Source organism: Rhizobium sp. H4 (assembly GCF_003013335.1).
Classification (GTDB): Bacteria; Pseudomonadota; Alphaproteobacteria; order Rhizobiales; family Rhizobiaceae; genus Rhizobium; species Rhizobium sophoriradicis.
In genome coordinates this window covers 66465-89590 of sequence record NZ_PSOW01000007.1, presented here as the reverse complement: position 1 = coordinate 89590, position 23126 = coordinate 66465, and the positions used below count along the sequence as shown (strand labels likewise).

Sequence of the window (23126 nt, the reverse complement as noted above, 5' to 3'; positions counted from 1 at the left end):
AAAGCCGCCTGAACGTCTCAGGCGGCTTCACTTATGTGAGCGGTTGATCTGCTCCTCTGCCATGGAACCGCGAAGCAAATGACCAAGGCCCTCCTGATCATCGATGTGCAGAATGCAATTCTCTCCGGCAAGGCCAAGCCGGAGCGGCAGTCTCTCGTCGATTCAGCACTGGATCAAACCGTCGCTCGCCTCGCATCGCTCCAGGAGCAGGCGAGACAGGCAGGCGCGCCGGTCGTGCTGGTCCAACATGACGGCGACAGCAGTCATCGGTTGGCGGTCGGCACGGTGGGATGGGCACTGCGCCGGGAGATCGCGCCGCGGGAAGGCGAAGTCGTCGTCCGCAAGCAAAGCGCCGACTCCTTCTTCGAGACCGATCTCACACAACGCCTGAACGAACGGGCGGTCACCCATCTCGTCATCGGCGGCTGCATGTCGCAATTCTGCGTTGACACGACCGTCAGGCGCGCCGTTTCGCTCGGCTATGATGTGACGCTGGTGGCGGACGGCCATACCACAGGCGATACTGCGACCCTCACCTTCTCCGAAATCGTCGCCCACCACAACGAAACGCTCGACGGGTTCGACGCAGGTAATGCGGCGGTGAAAATCCGTCCCGCGGCCGATATAGCCTTTTCATAAAGCACGGGCAGCAACCGACGATATCAAATCGGAAGCAGGTGCTCGGTCCTGAACCTGACGATCAGCGCCTCGACGATCTCCGGCACATCCCTCGCAGCCGTATCGACAATGATCGGCGTCTCCCCCCAGTCGTCATATATTCGCTCGACGACTTCTTGCCAGACCTTCCACATCCGTTTTCCGTGTCTCGACCCGGCGGCGATGTTCGGTTTTGTCGGAACAGATCACCTCGACCTCGGCCGCGATCACGCCGGAGCGCTGAGCGACCGCCAGCCATGCCTCGCGGGTTATCGTCAGCGGGTTGACCGAATCTGCGATCACGACCCTGCCGAGCGCCAGATTATCCTCCGCAATGCCGTAGGCCACGACATAACCTGCCGGGCCGATGTCAGTGGAAGGGTCAACCGACGTTCTGATCGCCTGCTCGATCGTGTCGACCCTCACATATACGGCTCCGAGCCGTCTCGCGAGGGCGCGCGAAATAGTCGTCTTTCCACTACCCGGCAAGCCGCCGAAGATCACCAGCATCGTCTCTCGCCCGTTTGCGAATGCGCAGCGAAGCCGGACTGACAAGTCCAGCGTCGTCCATCACTTCTTTGTAGAGGAGATGCGTCGCAAGGCAAGCAGAAGTAGTCTTCCAACGCGAGCCGGCGCCTTTGCAGCCCGCCCTGTCCTATCGATCGGCTACCATGCCCCAATTGTAAACGCACCGATCGAGACCGATGGCGATTTCCAGCACGAGGACATCGTGGTCGACGGCCGCTCCCTTCTTCGGCTGCGACCGGTAGCGCTGCGGAAAGTCTTTGCGGCGTGAGATCGAGCAGACCTCCATCCACTTGTCGCCAATGTCGACTTCGATGTCCATCGTCACCTCGGAATAAGCCGGCAGCCGGTCGGAGGGCACGACCCGCGTCGGCAGATGGATCAGCGAGGCTATCATGCGGCGCACCGGTTCGAGGCAGGCAGCGTGATAGTCGTTGCCGCTGTCGGCGGTGAAGGCGCATTGAAATTCGAGCTGCCAGAACTCCTTCAGCCGCATATGTTTCGTCGGCTGCTCCTGTTCGCGGCGATAGGACCGGCCTGCCTGCCAGACGCAGAGCGGCAGCCGTATCTTCGAATGATTTCCGAGAATATGCTGCATATAGGCATAGGTCGACGGCGTGGTCTCCGGCCTCAGCACCAGCCCGGCATCGCCGGCGGAAAGCTGTTCTTGAACCCAGATATCGGTGTTCGAATAAGCGCTTGAAACCAGCGACCGCGGCATCAGCGTCGGCGCCTCGACCCTTCGCACATCCCAGGCCGGATTGACCGATTTGAGAAAACGGCCGACCTCTTGTGAGAAGAAGTCGATCATATGATCGCGCAGATGGATCTCGCGCTCCTCCCAATGGACGAGCGAATTGACATGATAGATATTGAGCACGGCGCCTGTCTCCCTGGCAACCTTGATTGACGTGGTGAGGGGCTTTACGTCCGGCAGCGCGCCGGAACGCCCGCAGCGCCCGACGTCACAGCTGGACGCGAAGACCTCGTCCGCCAAGAGCGCGCACGACCCCAGCCTGCAGGCAGGTGCTGATAGCGTGGAAAATAGGCGCGCTCTTCATGCTCATGAGGAGTTTCTATGGGCTATGCGCGCCATTGTCAAAATCGAAGACGACGGGACAAAAGCAATCAGCTGTGGATAGGGGATTTTTTATTGCCGCCTGTCCTTCATTTCGTCACAAACTTTCTCGATCGGCTTGCGTTTAGCCAAAGGCTCACCCGGCCGTCTAGAGACAGAGACAGTAATCCGATGACCAAGATAACCACCCGCCTCCGCGCCACCGCGCTCTCGTCTGCCTTGCTGATGTGCGCAGTCGCTCAGGCCGAGGCCGGCCAAGCAAGCTTCGTCCTAGATGTACAGTCCGGCCAGGTGCTCGAAGCCTCCAATCAGGACGATCTCAACTATCCGGCGTCGCTGACCAAGATGATGACGCTCTATCTCGCTTTCGAGGCATTGCACGACGGACGCCTCACCTGGGATCAGAAGCTCACCATGTCGGAAAATGCCGAGAGCAAGGAGCCCTTCAAGCTTGCCGTCGGCGCCGGTCGCAAGGTAACCCTGCGTGAAGCGGTCGAAAGCATCGTGGTCTTGTCTGCCAACGACTCTGCCGTGGCGATCGCCGAACAGCTCGGCGGCTCCGAACAGGCTTTCGCCAGAACGATGACCGACAAGGCGCGCCAGCTTGGTATGAAGGACACGGTCTTCAAAAATCCCTCGGGCCTTCCCGATCCGGAGCAGGTCACAACGGCGCGTGACATGGCGACCCTCGGCGTCTCGTTGATGCGGGACTTCCCCGAGGAGTTCAAACTCTTCTCCATGCGCGGCTTCCAGTTCCGCGGCATGAAACTGCGGGGCCACAACAACCTGATGTATCGCTATGACGGCGTCGACGGCATCAAGACCGGCTATACCGACGCATCCGGCTATAATGTCGTGACGTCGGCGCTGAAGGGTGGCCGGCGCGTGGTTGGGGTCGTCATGGGTGAAAAGACTGCTGGCCTGCGTGACGACAAGATGGCCGGACTACTGGACAGCACCCTGTCATCGACCGCTACTGCGTACACCACACCGGGCAGCCAGCCCGGAGCGACGATGACGGATTCGCAACCGACGAAATAGGCCGCTATCTATTTGAACGCCACTTCCAGGTGTTGCCGGTCTTGCGCAATTACCCTGCAATTCGTTTCGAAGCCTTCTCCTTTAATGGCAAGAACGAATTCAGCAGGAATGCCCGATGTATTCGAAACCAAGATACCGGCGCTCTCCGAGCCGATGGACTTGACGGTGCAGTCGATGGTCGAGCGCCGATCGTTGAACAGGATCGAACCTGCCTTCAGCACCCGCCGGCGAGCGCCGATCGCGTGATCGGCGTGAATGGAGCTCCAAGATACGCAGCGATTCCGGCCGCCGTGTTTGGCCTGATACATGGCGGCATCCGCCTGCCCCAGCAAGGTCTCGATGTCCTTGCTGACGATAGAGAGCGCCGAGCTGCCCAGACTCGCCGTGACGTGCAGGACACCATAATCGCTGCGGACGGGCTGCGAGGCGATGGCGGCTCTGATCTTTTCGGCGACGGCGACTGCACCCTCACGGTCGACATGCGGCAGCACGACGGCGAATTCCTCCCCGCCGATCCGTCCGAACAAATCACCGGCGCGAAGGTCGCCTTGCAGGCGGATGCCACCGCCTTGAGGACTGCGTCTCCGGCGGCATGTCCATGCCTGTCGTTCACCTGCTTGAAATGGTCGATGTCGAAGACGATACATGACAGGTCGTGCTGGTGCCGCAGGGCGAGCGAGATAAGCTGATCGGCCTCCTGCTTGAAGGCGCGCCGGGTCATCGCCTCGGTCAGGCTGTCGGTAGCGGCCGACTGCATGAGATCAATGCGGTCCATCGCCGCCCCCGCGAGTTCCAGGAGAATGCTAAGGTCTCTGCTGCCGAACGATCGTGGCTGGCGGTCGATCGCGCAAACTGTTCCGATCATATGCCCGGCCTTAGTTCTGAGCGGCACACCGGCATAAAACCGGATATGATCCTCGCCGGTCACCGCGGAATGCTTTAAAAATCGTGCGTCCTTGGTGGCATCCTGCACGATGACAGGTTCGTCACAGTCGACCACGCAGCGGCAGAACGTATCTTCCAGCGACACCTCGTCGGCCGCGAGGCCGGAACAGGCCTTGTACCACTGCCGGTGCCCGTCGATCAGGGATATGATGCCGATGTCGATGGAAAAGATCTGCTTTATCAGACGGACGATCCGCTCGAAGCCTTCGTCCCTCGGCGTATCGAGGAGATCGAGTTGCTGCAGCGCAGCCAAACGGTCGTTTTCGCGCTGGATCGCCTCCGGCGACGACTTCCCGAACACTCGTGCAACCACCATGCAGCGTGCCTCCTGATAGCGTTAACATGATGGGTTCCACAAATTCGTGAAAAATTTGAATACGGCGGCGGCCCCAATCACAGGGGACGAGATTTTTTCCGAATTGGCAACTCTTGATTTGGAGCCAGCGATTGCCAAACGCCATCTCAGATTGAGCGCAGCGTCCAGTTGACGATCTCCGATACAACAGCGGCGAAGGCGCGGTCGAGACCCTTGACGAAAGCGACATTGTCGCCGCCGGCCGGCGCCATGGCGCGGAACACCTTCTGGGCGCGCACGGTGCCGTTGCGGTCGTTGAGAATCTTGGCGGAGATTTCGACCACCGCCTGATTGCCGTTCGAAGCATCGATCTCGAACGAGCGGATGTCGGTGACGATCTGGTAGTCGATCGCCAGCCCCTGCCCCGGCATGCCGACGCCGCCGACCTTGCCGGAATTCTCGAAGGCTTCCACCAGTTTCGACTGCACGATGCGCGGCAGCCTGTCGCCCCACTGCGCCCGCGAAAGATATTGAATTTCCGAAGGCGAAACGCGGATGACGATCTGCTCGCTGTCCAGCGCCTTCAGCGCCGTCGGACCGGCAATCAGGATTTGGCGGGTTTTGGCTGCGGGTCCGTCGCCGTCGACGGCGCCCGCCAGGTCATAGGTGTCGTTCTTGGCCGCGGTGCCGCACCCGGAAAGGATCAGCGCAGTCAGCGGCAGCGCGATCACCGTTCCCCTGATCCATGAACGGCGCGACAACAGATGCGATGCGACCATATTAGGCTATCCCTGACTTACCCTATTAGCGCCGCGTCCGGCCGTCATACTGCTTGACCGTGTCCCCACCGAAGATCAGGCGTTGCGGATTGCGGTCAAAGTTGGTGATCGTCTCGTTCAGATTGTTCACTGTTCCGCGCATGTCGTTGACGAGAGTCTGCACGTCGCGCAAGCCGCCGCTCGAGAACTTCTGCAGATTGTCGGCGATCGGCCCGATTCGCGCATTCAGATTGTCTGCGACTTTCTTGAAGGATTCCAGCGTTTCCCGCGCTTGCGCGAACATCGATTGTGTATTGTCGGTCCCGAGCAGCGCATCGACCTTGATGAGAATGCCGTCGATGCGGGTCGAGGCTGAATTCAGCTTGTTGGCAAGCTGCGATACGTCCTGGATCGTCTGGTCGATATCTTTCTGGCGTCCCGAAACCGTGTTGGCGACATCGCGGATCGAAGCGACAGCGGCGCGCGCATCCTTGGTCGCCTGCGAGATATCGTCGACCGACCCCTTGAGCTTGGCGGGATCGATCTGGGCGACGAGTGTATCGACGCGGTCGAGTGTGGCCTGCGCCTGCTTGCCGAAATCGTTGAATGTGGTGGCCGTCTCGTCGAACTTCTGGATCGCGCCCCTGAGATCGCCTGAGGCATCAGCGACGTTGGCGGTAATCTTCTCGGCATTGGAGACGATATTGTCGATCTTCTGAGCGTCGACAGCCTTGACGAGCGATTCCACCGCTTGAAGGGTCGAATCGACCCGGCCGGAGACCGCCTTCACCGTATTGGAGAGCTCACCGACGCTCTGCAGGAAGGCGTCGATATTGTCGGAATTCTTGGCAAGCGCGTCCGAGAATGTCTCCGCATTCTTGAAGGTCTGGGTCAGCGGAGCGCGCGAATCCTCGATGAAACCCTGGAGTTCGCCGACGGCGTCGTTGGCGCGGTCGAGGATCTTGTCGGCGGTGGCGAGAAGATTGGTGACGCTCGACTGGTCGGCGACGATGACGGCACGTTTGTTATTGTCGATCGCATGTTGGAGGATGCTTTCCTCGCCCTTGCGACCGCCCGAGAGTTCGATATAGGCAGCCCCGGTCAGGCCCTGGATTTCAAGGGCGGCCTTGGTCGACGGGTAGATCGGCGCATCGGTGCGCACCTGGGTGAAAGCCAGCGAATATTGCGGATCGTCGGCATCGATCGACAATGTCTGCACAGAGCCGATCTGGATACCGTTGAAGCGCACCGGCGAGCCGACGCTGAGGCCGTTGGCCGAACCCGGAATCCGCACGATCAACTCGGTCATCGGGCCGCCGCGGCCATATTCGGCCATCCAGTAGACGAAGCCGAAGGCCGCCGCGATCACCAGCACCGTGAAAAAACCGACAATCGTGTAATTGGCTTTAGTTTCCATCTATCCGGTCACTTCCCGCCGCTGCCGTGCCGCGCGCCATTGTCCTGCGGCACGATCGACCGCGCCCGCTTACCTCTAAAATAGGCCTGCACCCATGGATCGTCATAGGCCAGCATGTCGTCGATCGTGCCTTCCACCATTACCCGCTTCTTTCCGAGCACGGCAATACGGTCACAGACGGAAAACAGGCTGTCGAGATCGTGTGTTACCATATAAACGGTCAGTCCCAGACTATCCCGCAAATTGGCGATCAGTTCGTCGAACTCGGCCGCCCCGATCGGATCGAGACCTGACGTCGGTTCGTCCAGGAAGACGAGATCCGGATCGAGCGCCAGGGCGCGGGCAAGGGCGGCGCGCTTGATCATGCCGCCTGAAAGCTCGGACGGATATTTGTCGGCGGCATCGGCCGCCAGTCCCACCATGCGGATCTTCAGATGCGCCAGTTCGTCCATCAGTGAGCGCGGCAGATCGAGATATTCGCGCATCGGCACCTGGATGTTTTCCTTGACCGTCAGCGACGAAAACAATGCACCTTGCTGGAACAGCACGCCGAGCCGCATGTCGAGCGCGTTGCGCTGCGGCTCGTCGAGTTCGTCGAAGTCCTGACCGAGGATCTTGATCGTGCCCGAGCGGCGCGGCAGTAGCCTCAGCACCGTGCGCATCAGCACCGATTTGCCGGTGCCCGACGCGCCGACGAATCCAAGGATTTCGCCGCGATAGATATCGAGGTTCAGATTGTCGAGCACCACCTTCGAGCCAAACCCGACGGTGACGTTGCGCGCCGAAAGCACGACATCCCTGCCCTGTCCTTCGCTTTCGATCGCTTGCTCGTTCACGCGGTCCGCCATGCTAGAAGTTGATCGCTGCATAGAACATCGCAAAAAGCCCGTCCATCAGGATGACGACGAAAATCGCCTTCACGACAGAGGCCGTCACGTGCTGGCCGAGCGATTCGGCGCTGCCGCCGACCTTCAGCCCTTCGACGGCGGCGACGATACCGATGACGAGCGCCATGAACGGCGCCTTGATCATGCCGGACAGGACGGTCGACAGTGTCACCGCCTCGTGCAGGCGCGCCAGGAAGTTGGCGAAGGTGATGCCGGAATAGCCCCAGGCGACGGCCGCCGCACCGGCAAGCGAGGCGAAGTTCGCCAAGACCGTCAGCAGCGGCAGCGCGATGGTCAGCGCCACCAGCCGCGGGAAGATCAGCACGCCGATCGGGTTCAGGCCCATCACCTTCAGGGCGTCGATCTCCTCGCGCATCTTCATCGAGCCGATTTCGGCGGTGATCGCGCTGCCGGAACGGCCGGCGATCATGATCGAGGTCAGCAGAACGCCGATTTCGCGCAATTGCAGGATGCCGACGAGATCGACGACGAAGACTTCCGCGCCGAAATAGCGCAACTGGAAGGCGCCCTGCTGGGCGATGATCGCCCCGATCAGGAATGACATCAGCAGGATGATCGGAACGGCGCGAACGCCCATATGGTCGATCTGATTGACGATGGAGGCCGGCGAAACGCCGCTGCCGCGGCCGAATTTCATCTGCGCGCCGCGCACCGCCGAGCCCAGGATATACATGGCGGCGGCGAGATTGTCCCAGACGTCGTAGGCCATTTTGCCGATCGGCGCGAGAATGCGCGCGGCAAGTGAGATCTTCTCCCTCGGCTCCTGCTCCGGTTTGGGCGACTCCTCGGAAAACATCGCCAGCATTTCGTCGATATGCGGATTGGTGCCTTCGAAGCCGACCGTCCGCCCGGCCGCCTCCGCTTCCTTTTTCAGCCGGCACAGCAACCAGATGCCCGCCGTATCGATGTCGGTAATCTCCGACAGATCGACCGTCAGGTTACCGGACTTTTGGTGCAGGAGCTTTTCGAAATCGCGCAACACAAGATGCACATAGGCGCTGCGCCAGTTGCCGCTAAGACGCACACGCTGTCCCGAACCTGCGGACTGGTCGTCCACGGCAAGCGAGGCAGCGTTGCGATTATCGGCGTTCAAGATACTTGTGTCTTTCAAGGCTTACAGCGACAGTGCCGACTCGCGAAGCGGTTCGTCGCCCGGCGCGTCAATATACAGAAGCAACGTGCAATTTCCATGCTCGCAGGACAGCAATAATGCCGCGCATCCTTGATATCCAGATGAATTCCTTTCCGATTGCCGGGAGCTTTACCATCGCCCGCGGCGCAAAGACGCAGGCTGAGGTCATCACCTGCACGCTGACGGACGAAGGGGCTGAGGGGCATGGCGAATGTGTGCCCTATCGCCGCTACGGCGAAACGATGGAGAGCGTTCTTGCCCAGATCGAAGCCGCGCGTCCGCTGATCGAGGCAGGCATCTCGCGGCACGACCTGCTGTCGGCGATGCCGCCCGGCGCTGCGCGCAATGCCGTCGATTGCGCCCTCTGGGATCTGGAAGCCAAACAGATGAGCCAAAGCGTCGCGTCTCGACTGGGCATTGCCGATCCGAAACCGCTGACGACAGCCTATACCATCTCGCTCGGCGAACCGGAGGTGATGGCGGCCCAGGCGCGCGAACATGCCGGCCGCGCCCTGCTCAAGGTCAAGGTCGGCACCGGCGACGATGAAAGCCGCATCCGCGCCGTCCGCGCGGCCGCGCCCGAAGCCGCAATCATCCTCGATGCCAATGAAGGCTGGCCGGAAGCGGTGCTGGAACGTCACCTCAACATCGCCGCGGAGGCGGGTGTGACGCTCGTCGAGCAGCCGCTGCCGGCTGGCCGCGACGCCTTGCTTGCCGAGATCCGCCGCCCGCTGCTCGTCTGCGCCGACGAGAGCGTCCACCATACCGGCGATCTCGCCAGCCTTGCCGACCGCTATGACGCGATCAATATCAAGCTCGATAAGTCGGGCGGCCTCACCGAGGCCCTGGCGATGAAGACAGAGGCCGAGCGGCTCGGCTTCTCGATCATGATCGGCTGCATGGTCGGCACCTCGCTTGCCATGGCACCGGCGGTGCTGCTCGCCCAGAATGCCGATTTCGTCGATCTCGACGGTCCGCTGCTGCTCGCCCGCGACCGGCAGCCCGGCCTCCGTTACGCTGCCTCCCTGGTTTTTCCGCCCGAAAGCAGCCTCTGGGGCTGAAGGTAATAGGCTGCGATGACGATGCCGAGGCCACAGAGCGCGACCAGCGCCATGACGTAATAGCTGACGACGCCCAGCCAGGCATAGAGATAACCGGACGCCAGGGTCATCAGCGCCATCGCCATGCCGACATAGAAGAAATAGGCGCCTTGCGCCGATGATTCCTGCGTTTCCTGTACCGTCGCCACGATCCGCCGCTGCACGCCGGTATGTACGAAGGCATAGGTGAAGCCGTGGAAACATTGCAGCAGGAAGAAACCGGCAAAGCCCGTGTTCATGGGAAAGAGGATCCAGCGGCAGACGCTGACGGCGCAGCCGAAGCGGATCAGCGTCCAGGCATCGAAGCGCCGGTTAAGACGCTTCGAAAGAAAGAACACCGTCACCTCCGAGGCAACGCCGGCGCTCCAGAGCAGGCCTATTTCGGTGCCGGAAAAGCCGAGCTGATGCCAGTAGATCGACGAAAAAGTGTTGAGCACCCCATGGCTCGACTGCTGGATGGCCACGCCGATCAGAAGCAGCAGCAGATGCGGCTCGCGCAGGCCGCTGCCGGTGGCCGCCGGAATGTTTATCGGCTGGCCGCGCCGCCGCGTCGGCCCGATGCGCGGACAGAAGATCGCCATGACGATCGTCATGGTAAAGCCGAACACCATGACGATGAGCACCATCCCGCCGCCCCAGCGGCTGACCAACTGCCCCCCGACCAGCGTCGAGGCGATGAAGGCGATCGAACCCCATACGCGCATCGACCCGTAATCGAGCCCCCAGCGGCGCACGCCCGAGATGACGATCGATTCGACGACCGGCAGATACGGCGCGAAGGTGGCGCCCTGCAGCGCATAGACGATCGTCACCGGCCAGAAACTTGTCGTCCAGTAAAGCGCGATCGCCGTCAGCAGCGACAGGCCACCCGACCACAGCAGCACATCGGCGCGTTCCTTCAAGCGGTCGGCGATCATGGCGACGATGGGCGCCACCAGCACCCGGACCACCATCGGTATGGCAAGGATGATGCCGATCTCATGGTCGCTGAAACTGTGGGTCGCGAGCCAGACGGGGAAGAACGGCAGAACGATGCCGTTGACCAGCAACGGCGCACAATAGGAAAGCGCGCTGAGCAGCCGGAAGCGCGGCGGCGCTCCCTCACTCGTCGGGGAATGGTGAACGGGAATCATGGGGGGACCTGAAGGAAACTGACGTTGTCCTACCACGGCCACCCCGGATACGACTATTGCGAGAAATAGCCCTGCTGAAACGTTTTAGAAAATAAATAGGGTCTGTCGCCTGACGGAACCGGCTAAATTCCTGGAAAGTACCGGCGCGGGCGCGCCGGCACGAAATAATCAGCCGAAATCAGGCAGCCTGGGGTGCCAGCTCCGCCTCTTCGCGCTCGACCGCGGTCAGCGCCGGCACTGTGCTGGCGAGCGCCCGCCAGGTGATCAATTCAAACGTGCCGTCCTCGTGCTCGGCGACCGCCGTGCAGCTTTCGACCCAATCGCCGGTATTGATGTAGCGGATGCCGTCCATGTCCTGGATGATCGCGTGGTGGATGTGACCGCAGATCACCCCGTCGGCACCGCTCTTGCGCGCCTCTTCGGCGACGACGCGCTCGAATTCCCCGATGAAATTGACGGCATGCTTGACCTGCAGCTTGGCCCAGGCCGAGAAAGACCAGTAGGGCATACCGAGGCGGCGGCGCACGGCCGCCAGCAGGATGTTGATGCGGATCGCCGTATCGTAGGCCCAGTCGCCGAGATAGGCGAGCAGGCGGGCATTGCGAACGACGACGTCGAACTCGTCGCCATGCAGGATCAGGTATTTCTTGCCGTCGGCGCCGTCATGCATCATCCGCTCGACGACCTCGATGCCTCCGAAATGCATGCCCGGAAAATCGCGCAGGAACTCGTCGTGATTGCCGGGGATATAGACGACGCGCGTGCCCTTGCGTGCCTTGCGCAAGAGCTTCTGGACGACATCGTTGCAGACCTGCGGCCAATACCAGCTGCGCTTCAGGCGCCAGCCATCGACGATGTCGCCGACGAGCACGATCGTATCGGCTTCGTGGTAGCGCAGGAAGTCCAGGAGGAAATCAGCCTTCGCGGCCTTCGAGCCGAGATGCACATCGGAAATGAAGAGCGTGCGGAAATGTCTGGGTTCCATCATGTCTATCACGAGCTACGGCTCATGCCCCATCTTTCATATAGCCTTCCAAAACCAGACTCGTGTTTCAGGAAGATGACAGACTGGGGAAAAGGCCTGCACCGCTAGTTATCCCAACGGCAATAAGTCAATCGTCGGGGCAGGAATCGCCTTCCTGCAATGTTGCCCCGCGCATCGCTCGCGTTCATGATGCGGCGATTCCACGTCCGACAATGCGGGGACGGCTGATGCGCCTTTTTCTCGTTCGCCACGGCGAATCCCTCGGCAACATCGATGAACGGGCCTATCGGCAGTTCGGCGACCACAGCGTGCCACTGACGCAATGGGGCTACCGGCAGGCTTTGGAGGCCGGCTGCGTGATCACATCCTATCTGCGGGGATTGCCCGACAACGGATTTCAGAAGCTGCGCATCTGGTACTCGCCGTTTCTAAGAACACGACAGAGCAAGGACGCTTTGCTCGATGCCCTTCCGGAAGATTTCGTCGGCGATGTCAGGGAAGATTATCTGCTGCGCGAGCAGGATTTCGGCCTCTTTACCGAAATCTACGACCATGCCGAGAGGAAACAAAAATTTCCCGAGGAATTCGAAAAATGGGCGCGGCTGCGCAGCAATAGCGGCAAGTTTTATGCGCGTCCACCCGATGGCGAGAGCCGGGCGGACGTCGCTCAACGGGTGCGGCTCTTCCTCCAGACGGTGATGCGCGACGGCGAGAACGACGACCATAACATCGCCATTGTCGGCCATGGCGTTACCAATCGGGCGGTCGAAATGAACTTCCTGCACCACCCTGTCGAATGGTTCGAGCGCTCCGACAATCCCGGAAATGCCGACATCACGCTGATCGAGGGCACGCGCTCGCAAGGCTATGCGTCGATCCTGCTGCACCGGGCGGCCGACCGGCTGCCTGGACATGAAGGCGATCTGCGCGATGCCCATGGTGCCGATGTCACGCTCGCGCCGAGGCTTGGAGGCTAGTTAGCTGAGTGGAAAGATGAGGCTCGGATCCATTTCATCTTTCCGATGTCTGCTCAAGCTGGCGCGCACAACTAGTCCCTCCCCCCGTGTGGGGAAGGGTTTTGACAGTCGCCTGACTGCACCAATCAGGCGGCCCGCACAGCCGCCAGCGGTTTCACATTCTGGTTCATGCGGAACAGGTTGTTCGGATCATAGCGCAGCTTGATTTCAGCGAGACGCGCATAATTGGCGCCATAAGCCATCTCGACCCGATCCGTCTCATCCTCCGGCATGAAGTTGATATAGGCCGTACCCACAGCATGCGGCTTGGTTGCCTCGAAGAGCTCGCGCGCCCAGCCAATGCAGCTTGCATCCATTCCCGCTTCCCGCCAGCGCGCATGCACGTTCATGACAAAATGCGAGCTGCGCTGCGGAAAGGCGGTGGCTTCGGTGGGAATACGGCCGGCGGCCCCACCGACATGGCCGATGAATATTTCGCATTCCGGCCCCGGCAGCTTGCGCACGGCGTTGAGCAGGACGTCGATCGCCGCATCCGAGAGGGAAGCGAAATCCTGGCTCTTCCAGTAATTGCGCGCGCCAGCTGTCAGAAGCGGATCGAATGCCTGCTGCCAGCCGGTAAACGGCACCGGACCGACGACATCGGCAATCGGTTTGCCGATCGCCCGCAATCTGGCCGTCGCCTTTTCCCCCGCCGTTATATCTCCGCAATAGCACATGGCGAGGACCACGATCTCCTTACCGTGCCATTCGGCCGGCAGGAAAGGCAGCGGCGGCGCCTGGCGCATCACCACCCAGCAGGTCAGTTCATCGGGTGCCGCGTCCAGCGCCTGGCGATACTCCCGCAGCACCTTCTCCGCATCAGCGAAGGGATGCACGACCAGCCCCGCAAGAACCTCGGAATGCAGCGGGTTGAGCTGGAATTCGAAGGAGGTGACGACGCCAAAATTGCCGCCGCCGCCACGCAGCGCCCAGAAGAGATCCGGCCTTTCCGTTTCGCTCGCTTTGACCAGTTCGCCGTCGGCCGTCACCACATCCACCGAAACCAGATTGTCGAGGGTCAGCCCGAATTTCCGTGTCAGCCAGCCGAAACCGCCGCCGAGCGTCAGGCCGGCGATGCCGGTCGTCGAATTGATGCCTGTCGGCAGCACCAGCCCGAAGGCCAACGTTTCCTTGTCGACGTCGCCAAGCGTGGCGCCCGGCTCGACTCTGGCGCGGCGTATCTCGGGATCGACCCGGACCGACTTCATCGTCGACAGATCGATGACGATGCCTCCTTCGCACATGGCGTTGCCGGCAATGCCGTGGCCGCCGCCGTGCACCGAAACGAGCAGATTGTTGTCGCGGGCAAACCGTACCGCGCGCACGACGTCGGCCGCCCCGGCGCAACGCGCGATCAACCCAGGCCGACGGTCGATCATCGCGTTCCAGATCGCCCGAGCCTCGTTGTAATCCGTATCCTTGCTGGTCAGAAGATTGCCGCGAAATCCAGCGGCAAAAGCATCCATGGCCACGTCATTGACCATCGTCTGCCCGCTTTGCAGGGTCGTCAGGTTCAAATTGTCCATGATTTCCTCCCTGCGACCGGCGCCCCGCACCGTCGCGGCCGGCATATTGCGCCCGCAGTGGTCGCCAAACAAGTTTTCCAAAAGGATTAGCTCGTTGCCACCGCCGCGATGAGGCTCCACGCAAAAGAAGGTTTTAGGTGTGCCGTGGATACCCCCTCTGCCCTGCCGGGCATCTCCCCCACAGGTGGGGAGATTGAATGGGCGCGATGGCTTGCTCAAGCAATTACCGCACGAATATGCCGATGCGTAGAGAGGGAACGATGATCCAGCCTCCTGCCGATCTCCCTCCTTGTGGGGGAGATGCCCGGCAGGGCAGAGGGCGGTATCCACGGCATACCCTCTCGACGAAAACTTCGTCCATCCCCCATTTCCATACTGTCGCCAGTATCCGATTGATGTATGGAGGGAACTCCAGAAAAAGACGTGCACGGAGGCGGCAATGGATCACCAGGATAAATCCAAGACGGACAAGAACCTGACGAGCGGCGATCTCGACGAGCAGGCGCTGTTCTTCCATCGCTATCCCCGCCCCGGCAAGCTGGAGATCCAGGCGACCAAGCCGCTCGGCAACCAGCGCGACCTCGCGCTCGCCTATTCGCCGGGCGTTGCCGCCCCCTGCCTTGCCATTCGCGACAACCCCGAAACGGCGGCCGACTACACATCCCGCGCCAATCTCGTCGCCGTCATCTCCAACGGCACCGCCGTGCTCGGCCTCGGCAATATCGGCCCGCTGGCTTCGAAGCCGGTCATGGAGGGCAAGGCCGTGCTCTTCAAGAAATTCGCCGGCATCGACGTTTTCGACATCGAGATCGACGCGGCGAGCGTCGAACAGATGGTCTCGACCGTCAGCTCCTTGGAGCCGACCTTTGGCGGCATCAATCTCGAAGACATCAAGGCGCCGGAATGTTTCGAGGTCGAGCGGCGTCTGCGCGAGAAGATGAAGATCCCGGTCTTCCACGACGACCAGCACGGCACGGCAATCATCGTCGCCGCCGCGATCTTGAACGGGCTCGAACTTGCCGGCAAGGCGATCGAGAACGTCAAGATCGTCGCATCCGGCGCGGGTGCCGCCGCCCTTGCCTGCTTGAACCTGCTGGTAACCCTCGGTGCCAAGCGCGAAAACATCTGGGTCCATGACCTCGAAGGCCTGGTCTATGAGGGCCGCACCGAGTTGATGGATGAGTGGAAGGCCGTCTACGCCCAGAAGAGCGATACGCGCACACTTGCTGAAAACATTGGCGGCGCCGATGTCTTCCTCGGCCTTTCCGCCGCCGGCGTCCTCAAGCCGGAACTGCTGGCACAGATGGCCGACAAGCCGCTGATCATGGCGCTTGCCAATCCGACGCCGGAGATCATGCCGGATCTCGCCCGCGCCGCCCGTCCGGATGCGATGATCTGCACCGGCCGCTCGGATTTCGCCAACCAGGTCAATAACGTCCTCTGCTTCCCCTATATCTTCCGCGGCGCGCTCGATTGCGGCGCTGAGACGATCAACGAGGAAATGAAGATGGCGGCCGTGCGTGCCATCGCAGCGCTTGCCCGCGAAGAGCCGTCCGATGTCGCCGCCCGCGCCTATTCCGGCGAGACCCCGGTCTTCGGCCCGGATTATCTGATCCCCTCGCCTTTCGATCCGCGCCTCATCCTGCGCATCGCGCCGGCCGTCGCCAAGGCCGCCGAACAGAGCGGTGTCGCCCGCCGCCCGATCCAGGATTTCGACGCCTATTTGGATCAGCTGAACCGCTTCGTTTTCCGCTCCGGCTTTGTCATGAAGCCGATCTTCACTGCGGCCAAGGCCGCCGAGCGCAAGCGCGTCATCTTCTCCGAAGGCGAAGACGAGCGCGTGCTGCGCGCCGCCCAGGTGCTGCTTGAGGAAGGCCTGGCCAAACCGATCCTGATCGGCCGTCCGCAGGTCATCGAAACGCGGCTCAAGCGCTACGGCCTGCGCATTCGGCCGCTGCAGGATTTCGAGGTGATCAATCCGGAAGACGACCCGCGCTTCCGCGAATATGTCGATCTCTATTTCTCGCTCGTCGGCCGCCGCGGCGTCATTCCCGAAGCCGCCCGCACCATCGTGCGCACCAACACGACGGTCATTGGCGCGCTGGCGCTGAGGCGCGGCGAGGCCGATGCGCTGATCTGCGGCCTCGAAGGCCGCTATGAAAAGCATCTGCGCGATGTGCGCCAGATCATCGGCAAGCGCAAGGACGTGCGCGATTTCTCCGCGCTCAGCCTGATGATCTCGCAGCGCGGCGCCACCTTCTTCACCGACACCTACGTCACCTTCAATCCGAGCGCCGAAGAGATCGCCGAGGCGACGGTGATGGCGGCCGAGGAAATCCGCCGTTTCGGAATCACCCCGCGCGCTGCCCTCGTCTCGCATTCCAACTTCGGCTCGCGCGAATCCGAAAGCGCCACCAAGATGCGCAATGCCCTGCAGCTCGTGCGCGACGCCGCCCCCGATCTCGAGGTCGATGGTGAAATGCACGGTGAAAGCGCCATCTCCGAAGCCCTGCGCAAGCGCGTCATGCCGCACACGACGCTGCACGACGAGGCGAACCTGCTGGTCTTCCCGAACCTCGATGCCGCCAACATCACGCTTGGCGTGGTCAAATCGATGACGGATGGACTGCATGTCGGACCGATCCTGCTGGGTGCCGCCATGCCCGCCCACATCCTCGCGCCCTCGGTCACCTCCCGCGGCGTCGTCAACATGGCGGCATTGGCCGTCGTCGAGGCATCGCAGCCGGCTTAAGCCGGCTGCTAGCAACCCGGCAATATCAGGCAGCCCGGATCGACAGGCGCCCTTTATCCGCGAGCGCATCGGCGCGTTCGTTGCCGGCAATACCGGAATGGCCTTTGCACCAGGTAACGGTCACCAGGGCGTTCTGGGATAGTTGAAGATCGACTGCCTTCCACAGTTCCGCATTGTCGATCGTTCGCCTTCGAGCATTTCCATTCGGGCTGCTCTTCTTCCAGCCGTTGTTTTTCCAGATATGTCGCCGGCTGTTGCAGCCTTTGACGGCATAGACGGAATCGGACCAGATGGTCGCAGCTTCGCCGGCTGCTTCGCTATTGATCCAGATTGCGGCCTTCAGGACGGCGGTCAATTCCATCGAATTATTGGCCGACTCCTGGACGCCACCGAATCCGGAGGCGATCTCCACTGCATCGCGATAGGTGACAAATGCCCAGCCGCCGTGTTGGGAACCGGGTTCGTAACAACCGTCTACGAAGATGTGAAGGCCGTGTTGAGCTTCGCGCATCCGGCCGGTTGCTCCAGGCAAGCTAAGTTCGTTAAAGATGCCTATCATTCTCGCCTCGCTCCCGCCTTTGCTACGCTCGCCGCCCAGACCAGCGCCTATCGCGACGGTCTGCGCGCCGCTTGACGCGGAATGCACCCCGTCGATTGTGTCGACCATTGACGATAGTAGCGGCAGTGGTGCCTATTGCCGAGGGGGGAACTATGGGGCAGCGTGGATCATGGACAATCCGTTGAGCAACGCCGGTAAGCGCGATCGAACCGTAACCGTACGTCGTATTCTCAAGGTCAATCATGCTGGCGAATTCGGCGCAATACGCATTTATGGCGCACAGATCTGGATGGCCCGTAGGCTGTTTCCCGACATCGTTCCTGCACTCCGCGATATGCGAGATGACGAGATCAAGCATTGCCGCCTGTTTCGCGACGCGATGCCGTCCAGGAAGGCCAGGCCATGCCGCGTCATGGCATTCTGGAGCCTCGGCGGTTACCTGCTGGGTTTCCTGACTGCCCTCGGTGGACGTAACATGGTCTGGATCTGTACCGAGGCGGTTGAAAGCACTGTTCACCGTCACCTTGAGGATCAATTGGCCTTTCTGGCGGCCGGAGACCCCGAGCTTCATGGCCTTATTGCCTCCATTCAAGAGGATGAATTGGCTCATCTCAGGGAGGCCGAGAAAAACCAGACCGCACGCGGAATGAGCCACACACTGCTCCTGCCCGTCATCGCCGCACTCACCGATTTGATGATCTGGCTCTCGACATGGGGAGACTCAAGCTGGATGCACGCCGAAATGGCGCGCTCGAAGCAGATCTGACAGTCCGCGACCGGATCTGTCCGCGAGCGACGTCTGGCGCGACGCGTGGAATCGCCGGCCTCTGCTGGATAAGATCGCGAAAATACGCTAAGAATTTCTCTGAGCTTATTAAGAGAAACACGCTAAGAGGAAACGCGCGGCGAAGTGACGTCGCATTCGACCACCAACCGTTTGCTCATTCCGGGACGACGCCGTGAAACGCCGAAACCTGTCTTTTGTGCTTCTCGTTGCCTTCGCGACGCCCGTCGCCGCGCAGACGAGCGCCATCTGCGACGACCTGCGCGGTCGCCTCGCCGACCTGCCGCGATCGATCGGCAACGGCAATGGTCTGGAAGCGCGCCAGTTTGCTGGTGCCATCGCCGAGCAGAACCTCGAGCTGCGCAAGGTCCGCAACGACCTGCGCAGCTACGGTTGCACCTCGGGCAGCATGGTGGTGATCGGCGGCGAGAATGCCGATTATTGCGACGAGCTCTCGCAGGCCGAAGCCCGGATGATCGACAATATCCGCTATCTCCAGGATCGTCGCGCCGAACTGCGCAGTCAGGGCGGTGATGACGGCGGGCGCCGCGAACTGATGGCAGCTCTTGAGCGCAATGGCTGCAACAGCGAGAATTTCTACGCCCCGTCCGATCGCAGCGCCAACGATCCTGCCCCGAGCATCGAGGAACAGGCGATGCGCGGCGATACCTTCATTCCGCTCGGCGGCGGTGAAGAGTTCGATCCGCGTTATGACCTGCCGCGGGCCGAGATGATGTCGCCGGTCAGCACCATCTGCGTGCGCAGCTGCGACGGCGGCTTCTTCCCGATCAGCTCGAACGCCATTTCGGTCGATTTCGGCCGCGATGCTGAGACCTGCGCCAAGATGTGCCCCGGCATCGAGACCGAGCTTTTCTATCGCGACGTAAGGAGCACGGAAGCCGCGAACATGATTTCGGTGGCAACCGGCACACCCTACAGCGCTATGCAGAACGCCTTCGCCTATAAGAACCGCGCGCCCGGCGAGAAAAATGCCTGCGCCTGCAATCTCGCCGCCTATTACGAAGAGATGCGCGGCAAGCAGGCCCTGAGCGAACCGCAGCAGCAGAGCTCGATCACGACGATCCGCACCAATCCGCCGGCGAAAGATACCGCGGCTGCGCCAACGGCACCCCGGCCGTCAGTCCCGGAGCGTCCCTATGACCCTGCGCAAAACAAGGTCCGGCAGGTTGGCCCGCAATTCCTCGCAGGCGACCAGGGTTCGATCGATCTTGCCAACCCGGCAACACCTGGCCCGCAGCCGCAACAGCAGTGACCGCTACGGCTCGCTCCGTCCCCAGCCATCGTGGAAGACGAGCTCCTCGAGCGGTAGGCGCTGGCGCCAGCCTTTGACGGAAAGCTCCGGCTCGTCATACAGCCGGTCAACGAAGCCTGCGCAGAGCCAGGCGACCACCTCTATATGATCGGGTATGCCGAGAATGGTTTTCAGCTCGCCTTCGCGAAAGATGCTGACCCAGCCGATGCCGATTCCTTCGGCGCGCGCCGCAAGCCAGAGGTTCTGGATGGCGCACACCGTCGAATAGCTATCCATCCGCGGATTGTGCGTGCGGCCCAGCACGACGCTGCCGCTGCGCGTGGGATCGCAGGTAACGCATATGCCGAGCGGCGCCTCGACGATGCCTTCGAGCTTGAGAGAGCGGTACGCCTGCCGCCGCTCGCCGTCAAACATCAGTGCCGCCTCTTCGTTGGCCTGTGCAAAAGCGTCCCGGATGCGCGCCCGCACGGCTTCGCTCTTCACCAGGATGAAGTTCCACGGCTGCATGAAGCCGACGGAGGGGGCGTGATGGGCGGCCGTCAAGAGCCGCGCCACGACATCGTCCGGCAAGGGATCGGGCAGGAACTGGCTGCGCACGTCGCGTCGCGTCATGATCGCGTGATACACGGCCTCGCGTTCGGCCAGAGAAAAACCGGATGCCGCCGACATGGCATCCTCATCAAAGGGTCGCATCGTCAAATCCCCAACAACGCAACCGCCCGCCGTCCGCGCGGGTTGGGTCTATCTTGCCAGGCCGGTCTTCTGACTCGGCGTCATCCGTCTGCCGCAGCCTTCCCGGCAAAAGCCAGTGGCATGATGAAGCGGCAGGCGTCGGCCTTACAGCGTTGGGCACGTTCCGGTCTTCCACCGGATTCCCGATTCTCCCGCGCGAAAGCGGGCACCTGACGAAGCATCTATTTCAGGAAAGCACTTCGCGGGCAAGCGCCGGCAGCACAGCGATTTGCCCGCTGACGGGCCAGTGCACAGCCAGCAGCTGGTCACGACCACGCTTGCAAATGCATTGAAGAAACTTGCCGCCAGAAGACGGATTGCTGCACGCCGGAGCCCTCTTTCAGGCCGCCAGATTCTGCGTGACAACGGGAGGCCGCCACGCTAAACACGCCGCATGTCGATCACTTCCGTCTACGCCTCGCGATTTTATTGGTACCGCTGCTCCCAGCGGATGCGGGTCCATGCGTAACTGAAGTCGACGCGACGACAACCCGAACAGCCGCTAGTCTACCTGGCGGCTTTTTTGTTTCCGCACGGTATGACCAAACAGGAGCCACACCGTGTCCGATACCATCGACGATCTGCGTATCCTCGAAATCACCCCACTGACCAAACCCGCCGATATCCTCGCGGAAATTCCCCGAACCGCTGACGTCAGCGAGACGGTGACCAGTAACCGCAATGCGATCCATAAGATTCTGGAGGGAAAGGACGACCGCCTGATCGTCGTCATCGGCCCCTGCTCTATCCACGATCCTGCCGCCGCCCGCGAATATGCCGAGCGGTTGGTGCGACAGAGGCAGCGCTTCTCCGGTGATCTCGAAATCGTCATGCGCGTCTATTTCGAAAAGCCCCGCACCACGGTCGGCTGGAAGGGTCTGATGAACGACCCGCATCTCGATGGCAGCTACCGCATCGAGGAAGGGCTTCGGATTGCCCGGCGCCTGCTGCTCGACATCAATGCGATGGGCCTGCCCGCCGGTGTCGAATTCCTCGAGACGATCACGCCGCAATACATTACCGACCTCGTCAGCTGGGGGGCGATCGGCGCCCGCACGACCGAAAGCCAGATCCATCGCCAGCTCGCCTCCGGCCTCTCCTGCCCGATCGGCTTCAAGAACGGCACGGATGGCGGCGCACGCGTCGCGCTCGATGCCATCCTCGCCGCCTCGCAGCCGCATCACTTCCCCGCCGTCACCAAGGACGGGCAGGCTGCCATTGCCTCAACAAAGGGCAACGAGGACTGCCACATCATCCTGCGCGGCGGCAGGCGGCCGAACTATGAAGCGGCCGATGTTCAAGCTGTCGTCGGCGAAGCCGTCAAGCTCGGTGTTCTCCCGCGCATCCTTATCGATGCCAGCCATGCCAACAGCAACAAGGACCCGATGAACCAGCCGCATGTGGTCAAGGACGTCGCCGCACAGATCACCGCAGGCAATCGCCACATCAAAGGCATGATGATCGAGAGCAACCTCGTCGCCGGCCGCCAGGATCTCGTCCCCGGCAAGCCGCTCGTCTACGGCCAGTCCATCACCGACGGCTGCATCGATTGGGATATGTCGGTCGCCGTGCTGGAAGACCTCGCCGTTTCCGCCCGCGAACGGCGCAAGGCGGCGGCCGCAGCTTAACCGGCCGGGAAGTATCTGACATAGGCGAATTCTTCGCCGTCAGGAGACCAGCAGGGCACGTTGATCGTGCCCTGCCCGCCGAAAAGCTCGAACAGTGTCTTCAGATTGCCGCCGTCCATGTCCATCAGCCGCAGCCGCACATCGAGATCGCGCGGATGGTCGAAAACGCTGGGGTCGTAGGACAGGATCAGCACCTTGTCGTTCTTGGGCGATGGATGCGCGAACCAGTTGCCGTAATTGTCCGAGGTCACCTGTTCGAGGCCGGTGCCATCGGGATGGATGCGCCAGATCTGCATCAGGCCGGTGCGGCTGGAGTTGAAATAGATCCATTGCCCGTCGGCGGAATAATCCGGCCCATCATTGCGGCCCTCGCCATGCGTCAGCCGCGTTTCGGCGCCGCCGTCGACGGAGATCGTATAGATGTCGAAGAGATCGTCGCGGATGCCGCAATAGGCGAGCTGGCGGCCATCAGGCGACCAGCCATGCCAGTAGGATGGCTGGTTCCGGGTGACGAGCCGCGGAGTTCCGCCGTCGATCGGCAGGATATAGATCGCTGACTTGCCGAACTCGCTCTTGTCGGAAATGACGATCTCGGTCCCGTCGGGCGAAATGCCGTGATCATTATTGCAGTTGACGGCAAAGCCGGTATCGACCTGAACAACCTCGCCGCCATCGAGCGGAAGCCGGAAGAGCAGCCCGTCACCGTTCAGCAGCAGATAGGAGCCGTCGGGAGCATAATTCGGCGCTTCCACCAGCCGATCTGTCTGCCACACCTCACGCGCCCTGCCCGTCCTGACATTGTAGATCTCGACCGAGCTGCGCATCAATGCTCCTCCTGACCTCTCGATCGTGCTAGCGATCCCGATCATCCTAACGATCTCG

At 61.6% G+C, this 23126-nt stretch carries 19 protein-coding genes, 2 pseudogenes and 1 riboswitch; of the genes and pseudogenes, 8 read left to right on the top strand and 13 right to left on the bottom strand.

Annotation, left to right across the window (positions count from 1 at the left end; translation table 11 throughout):
- The first annotated feature begins 78 nt into the window (after positions 1 to 78).
- A complete protein-coding gene (locus C4N04_RS12640) occupies positions 79 to 639 on the top strand; it encodes a cysteine hydrolase family protein (protein WP_096769497.1) in 561 nt (186 codons plus the stop codon).
- Between the two features lie 23 nt (positions 640 to 662).
- On the opposite strand, the pseudogene C4N04_RS12635 reads toward C4N04_RS12640, so the two are convergent.
- Both C4N04_RS12635 and C4N04_RS12630 read right to left on the bottom strand, forming a co-directional pair.
- A pseudogene (locus tag C4N04_RS12635) lies at positions 663 to 1167 on the bottom strand (AAA family ATPase).
- Between the two features lie 145 nt (positions 1168 to 1312).
- Entirely contained in the window at positions 1313 to 2062 is a 750-nt protein-coding gene (locus tag C4N04_RS12630; RefSeq protein WP_106796151.1) for an aminoacyl--tRNA ligase-related protein, read from the bottom strand.
- A 369-nt stretch (positions 2063 to 2431) separates the two neighbouring features.
- On the opposite strand from C4N04_RS12630, the gene C4N04_RS12625 reads away from it, so the two are divergent.
- Positions 2432 to 3301: a D-alanyl-D-alanine carboxypeptidase family protein gene (locus C4N04_RS12625; RefSeq protein WP_010057976.1), complete on the top strand. Its 870-nt coding sequence runs from the start codon at positions 2432 to 2434 to the stop codon at positions 3299 to 3301.
- 8 nt (positions 3302 to 3309) lie between these two features.
- On the opposite strand, the pseudogene C4N04_RS12620 reads toward C4N04_RS12625, so the two are convergent.
- The 5 genes and pseudogenes from C4N04_RS12620 to C4N04_RS12600 all read right to left on the bottom strand — a co-directional run bounded on the left by C4N04_RS12620 (position 3310) and on the right by C4N04_RS12600 (position 8735).
- Positions 3310 to 4562: pseudogene (locus C4N04_RS12620) on the bottom strand (sensor domain-containing diguanylate cyclase).
- A 146-nt stretch (positions 4563 to 4708) separates the two neighbouring features.
- Positions 4709 to 5320, bottom strand: coding sequence for an ABC-type transport auxiliary lipoprotein family protein (locus tag C4N04_RS12615; protein ID WP_009992459.1), 612 nt, complete (start codon positions 5318 to 5320; stop codon positions 4709 to 4711).
- Between the two features lie 25 nt (positions 5321 to 5345).
- Complete coding sequence (locus C4N04_RS12610; protein WP_096769492.1) at positions 5346 to 6716, bottom strand: MlaD family protein; 1371 nt, start codon at positions 6714 to 6716, stop codon at positions 5346 to 5348.
- An 8-nt stretch (positions 6717 to 6724) separates the two neighbouring features.
- Complete coding sequence (locus C4N04_RS12605; protein WP_038689284.1) at positions 6725 to 7564, bottom strand: ABC transporter ATP-binding protein; 840 nt, start codon at positions 7562 to 7564, stop codon at positions 6725 to 6727.
- Between the two features lies 1 nt (position 7565).
- Entirely contained in the window at positions 7566 to 8735 is a 1170-nt protein-coding gene (locus C4N04_RS12600) for an MlaE family lipid ABC transporter permease subunit (RefSeq protein ID WP_199852461.1), read from the bottom strand.
- Between the two features lie 98 nt (positions 8736 to 8833).
- Between C4N04_RS12600 and dgcA the strand changes: the two genes are divergently transcribed.
- Positions 8834 to 9817 (top strand): N-acetyl-D-Glu racemase DgcA, encoded by a 984-nt coding sequence (gene dgcA / locus C4N04_RS12595; protein ID WP_077989249.1) that lies wholly within the window; start codon positions 8834 to 8836, stop codon positions 9815 to 9817.
- Here dgcA and C4N04_RS12590 read toward each other — a convergent pair.
- Entirely contained in the window at positions 9769 to 10989 is a 1221-nt protein-coding gene (locus C4N04_RS12590) for an MFS transporter (protein WP_009996814.1), read from the bottom strand. The genes dgcA and C4N04_RS12590 overlap by 49 nt on opposite strands.
- A gap of 178 nt (positions 10990 to 11167) precedes the next feature.
- Positions 11168 to 11977, bottom strand: a complete 810-nt coding sequence (locus C4N04_RS12585) for a UDP-2,3-diacylglucosamine diphosphatase (RefSeq protein ID WP_009996812.1) — start codon at positions 11975 to 11977, stop codon at positions 11168 to 11170.
- Positions 11978 to 12201: 224 nt separating this feature from the next.
- Here C4N04_RS12585 and C4N04_RS12580 point away from each other — a divergent pair, with 224 nt between their 5' ends.
- Positions 12202 to 12951, top strand: coding sequence for a phosphoglycerate mutase family protein (locus C4N04_RS12580; RefSeq protein ID WP_039620053.1), 750 nt, complete (start codon positions 12202 to 12204; stop codon positions 12949 to 12951).
- 125 nt (positions 12952 to 13076) lie between these two features.
- Here C4N04_RS12580 and C4N04_RS12575 read toward each other — a convergent pair whose 3' ends face one another.
- A complete protein-coding gene (locus C4N04_RS12575) occupies positions 13077 to 14516 on the bottom strand; it encodes an FAD-binding oxidoreductase (protein ID WP_086156457.1) in 1440 nt (479 codons plus the stop codon).
- A gap of 439 nt (positions 14517 to 14955) precedes the next feature.
- Between C4N04_RS12575 and C4N04_RS12565 the strand changes: the two genes are divergently transcribed.
- Positions 14956 to 17268: an NADP-dependent malic enzyme gene (locus C4N04_RS12565; RefSeq protein ID WP_038689294.1), complete on the top strand. Its 2313-nt coding sequence runs from the start codon at positions 14956 to 14958 to the stop codon at positions 17266 to 17268.
- 25 nt (positions 17269 to 17293) lie between these two features.
- Here C4N04_RS12565 and C4N04_RS12560 read toward each other — a convergent pair whose 3' ends face one another.
- Positions 17294 to 17827 (bottom strand): ribonuclease H, encoded by a 534-nt coding sequence (locus C4N04_RS12560; RefSeq protein WP_077989421.1) that lies wholly within the window; start codon positions 17825 to 17827, stop codon positions 17294 to 17296.
- A 169-nt stretch (positions 17828 to 17996) separates the two neighbouring features.
- Between C4N04_RS12560 and C4N04_RS12555 the strand changes: the two genes are divergently transcribed.
- On the top strand, positions 17997 to 18593 hold the full coding sequence (locus tag C4N04_RS12555) for a demethoxyubiquinone hydroxylase family protein (RefSeq protein ID WP_106796149.1): 597 nt from the start codon (positions 17997 to 17999) through the stop codon (positions 18591 to 18593).
- A gap of 193 nt (positions 18594 to 18786) precedes the next feature.
- On the top strand, positions 18787 to 19884 hold the full coding sequence (locus C4N04_RS12550) for a DUF2865 domain-containing protein (protein ID WP_077989252.1): 1098 nt from the start codon (positions 18787 to 18789) through the stop codon (positions 19882 to 19884).
- Between the two features lie 3 nt (positions 19885 to 19887).
- Here C4N04_RS12550 and bluB read toward each other — a convergent pair whose 3' ends face one another.
- Positions 19888 to 20577: a 5,6-dimethylbenzimidazole synthase gene (bluB, locus tag C4N04_RS12545; RefSeq protein WP_077989253.1), complete on the bottom strand. Its 690-nt coding sequence runs from the start codon at positions 20575 to 20577 to the stop codon at positions 19888 to 19890.
- 41 nt (positions 20578 to 20618) lie between these two features.
- Positions 20619 to 20805: riboswitch (cobalamin riboswitch) on the bottom strand.
- A gap of 371 nt (positions 20806 to 21176) precedes the next feature.
- Here bluB and C4N04_RS12540 point away from each other — a divergent pair.
- Entirely contained in the window at positions 21177 to 22244 is a 1068-nt protein-coding gene (locus tag C4N04_RS12540; RefSeq protein WP_009994771.1) for a 3-deoxy-7-phosphoheptulonate synthase, read from the top strand.
- Here the strand turns inward: C4N04_RS12540 and C4N04_RS12535 are convergent.
- Complete coding sequence (locus C4N04_RS12535; protein WP_106796148.1) at positions 22241 to 23068, bottom strand: TolB family protein; 828 nt, start codon at positions 23066 to 23068, stop codon at positions 22241 to 22243. The genes C4N04_RS12540 and C4N04_RS12535 overlap by 4 nt on opposite strands.
- Positions 23069 to 23126 lie beyond the last annotated feature (58 nt).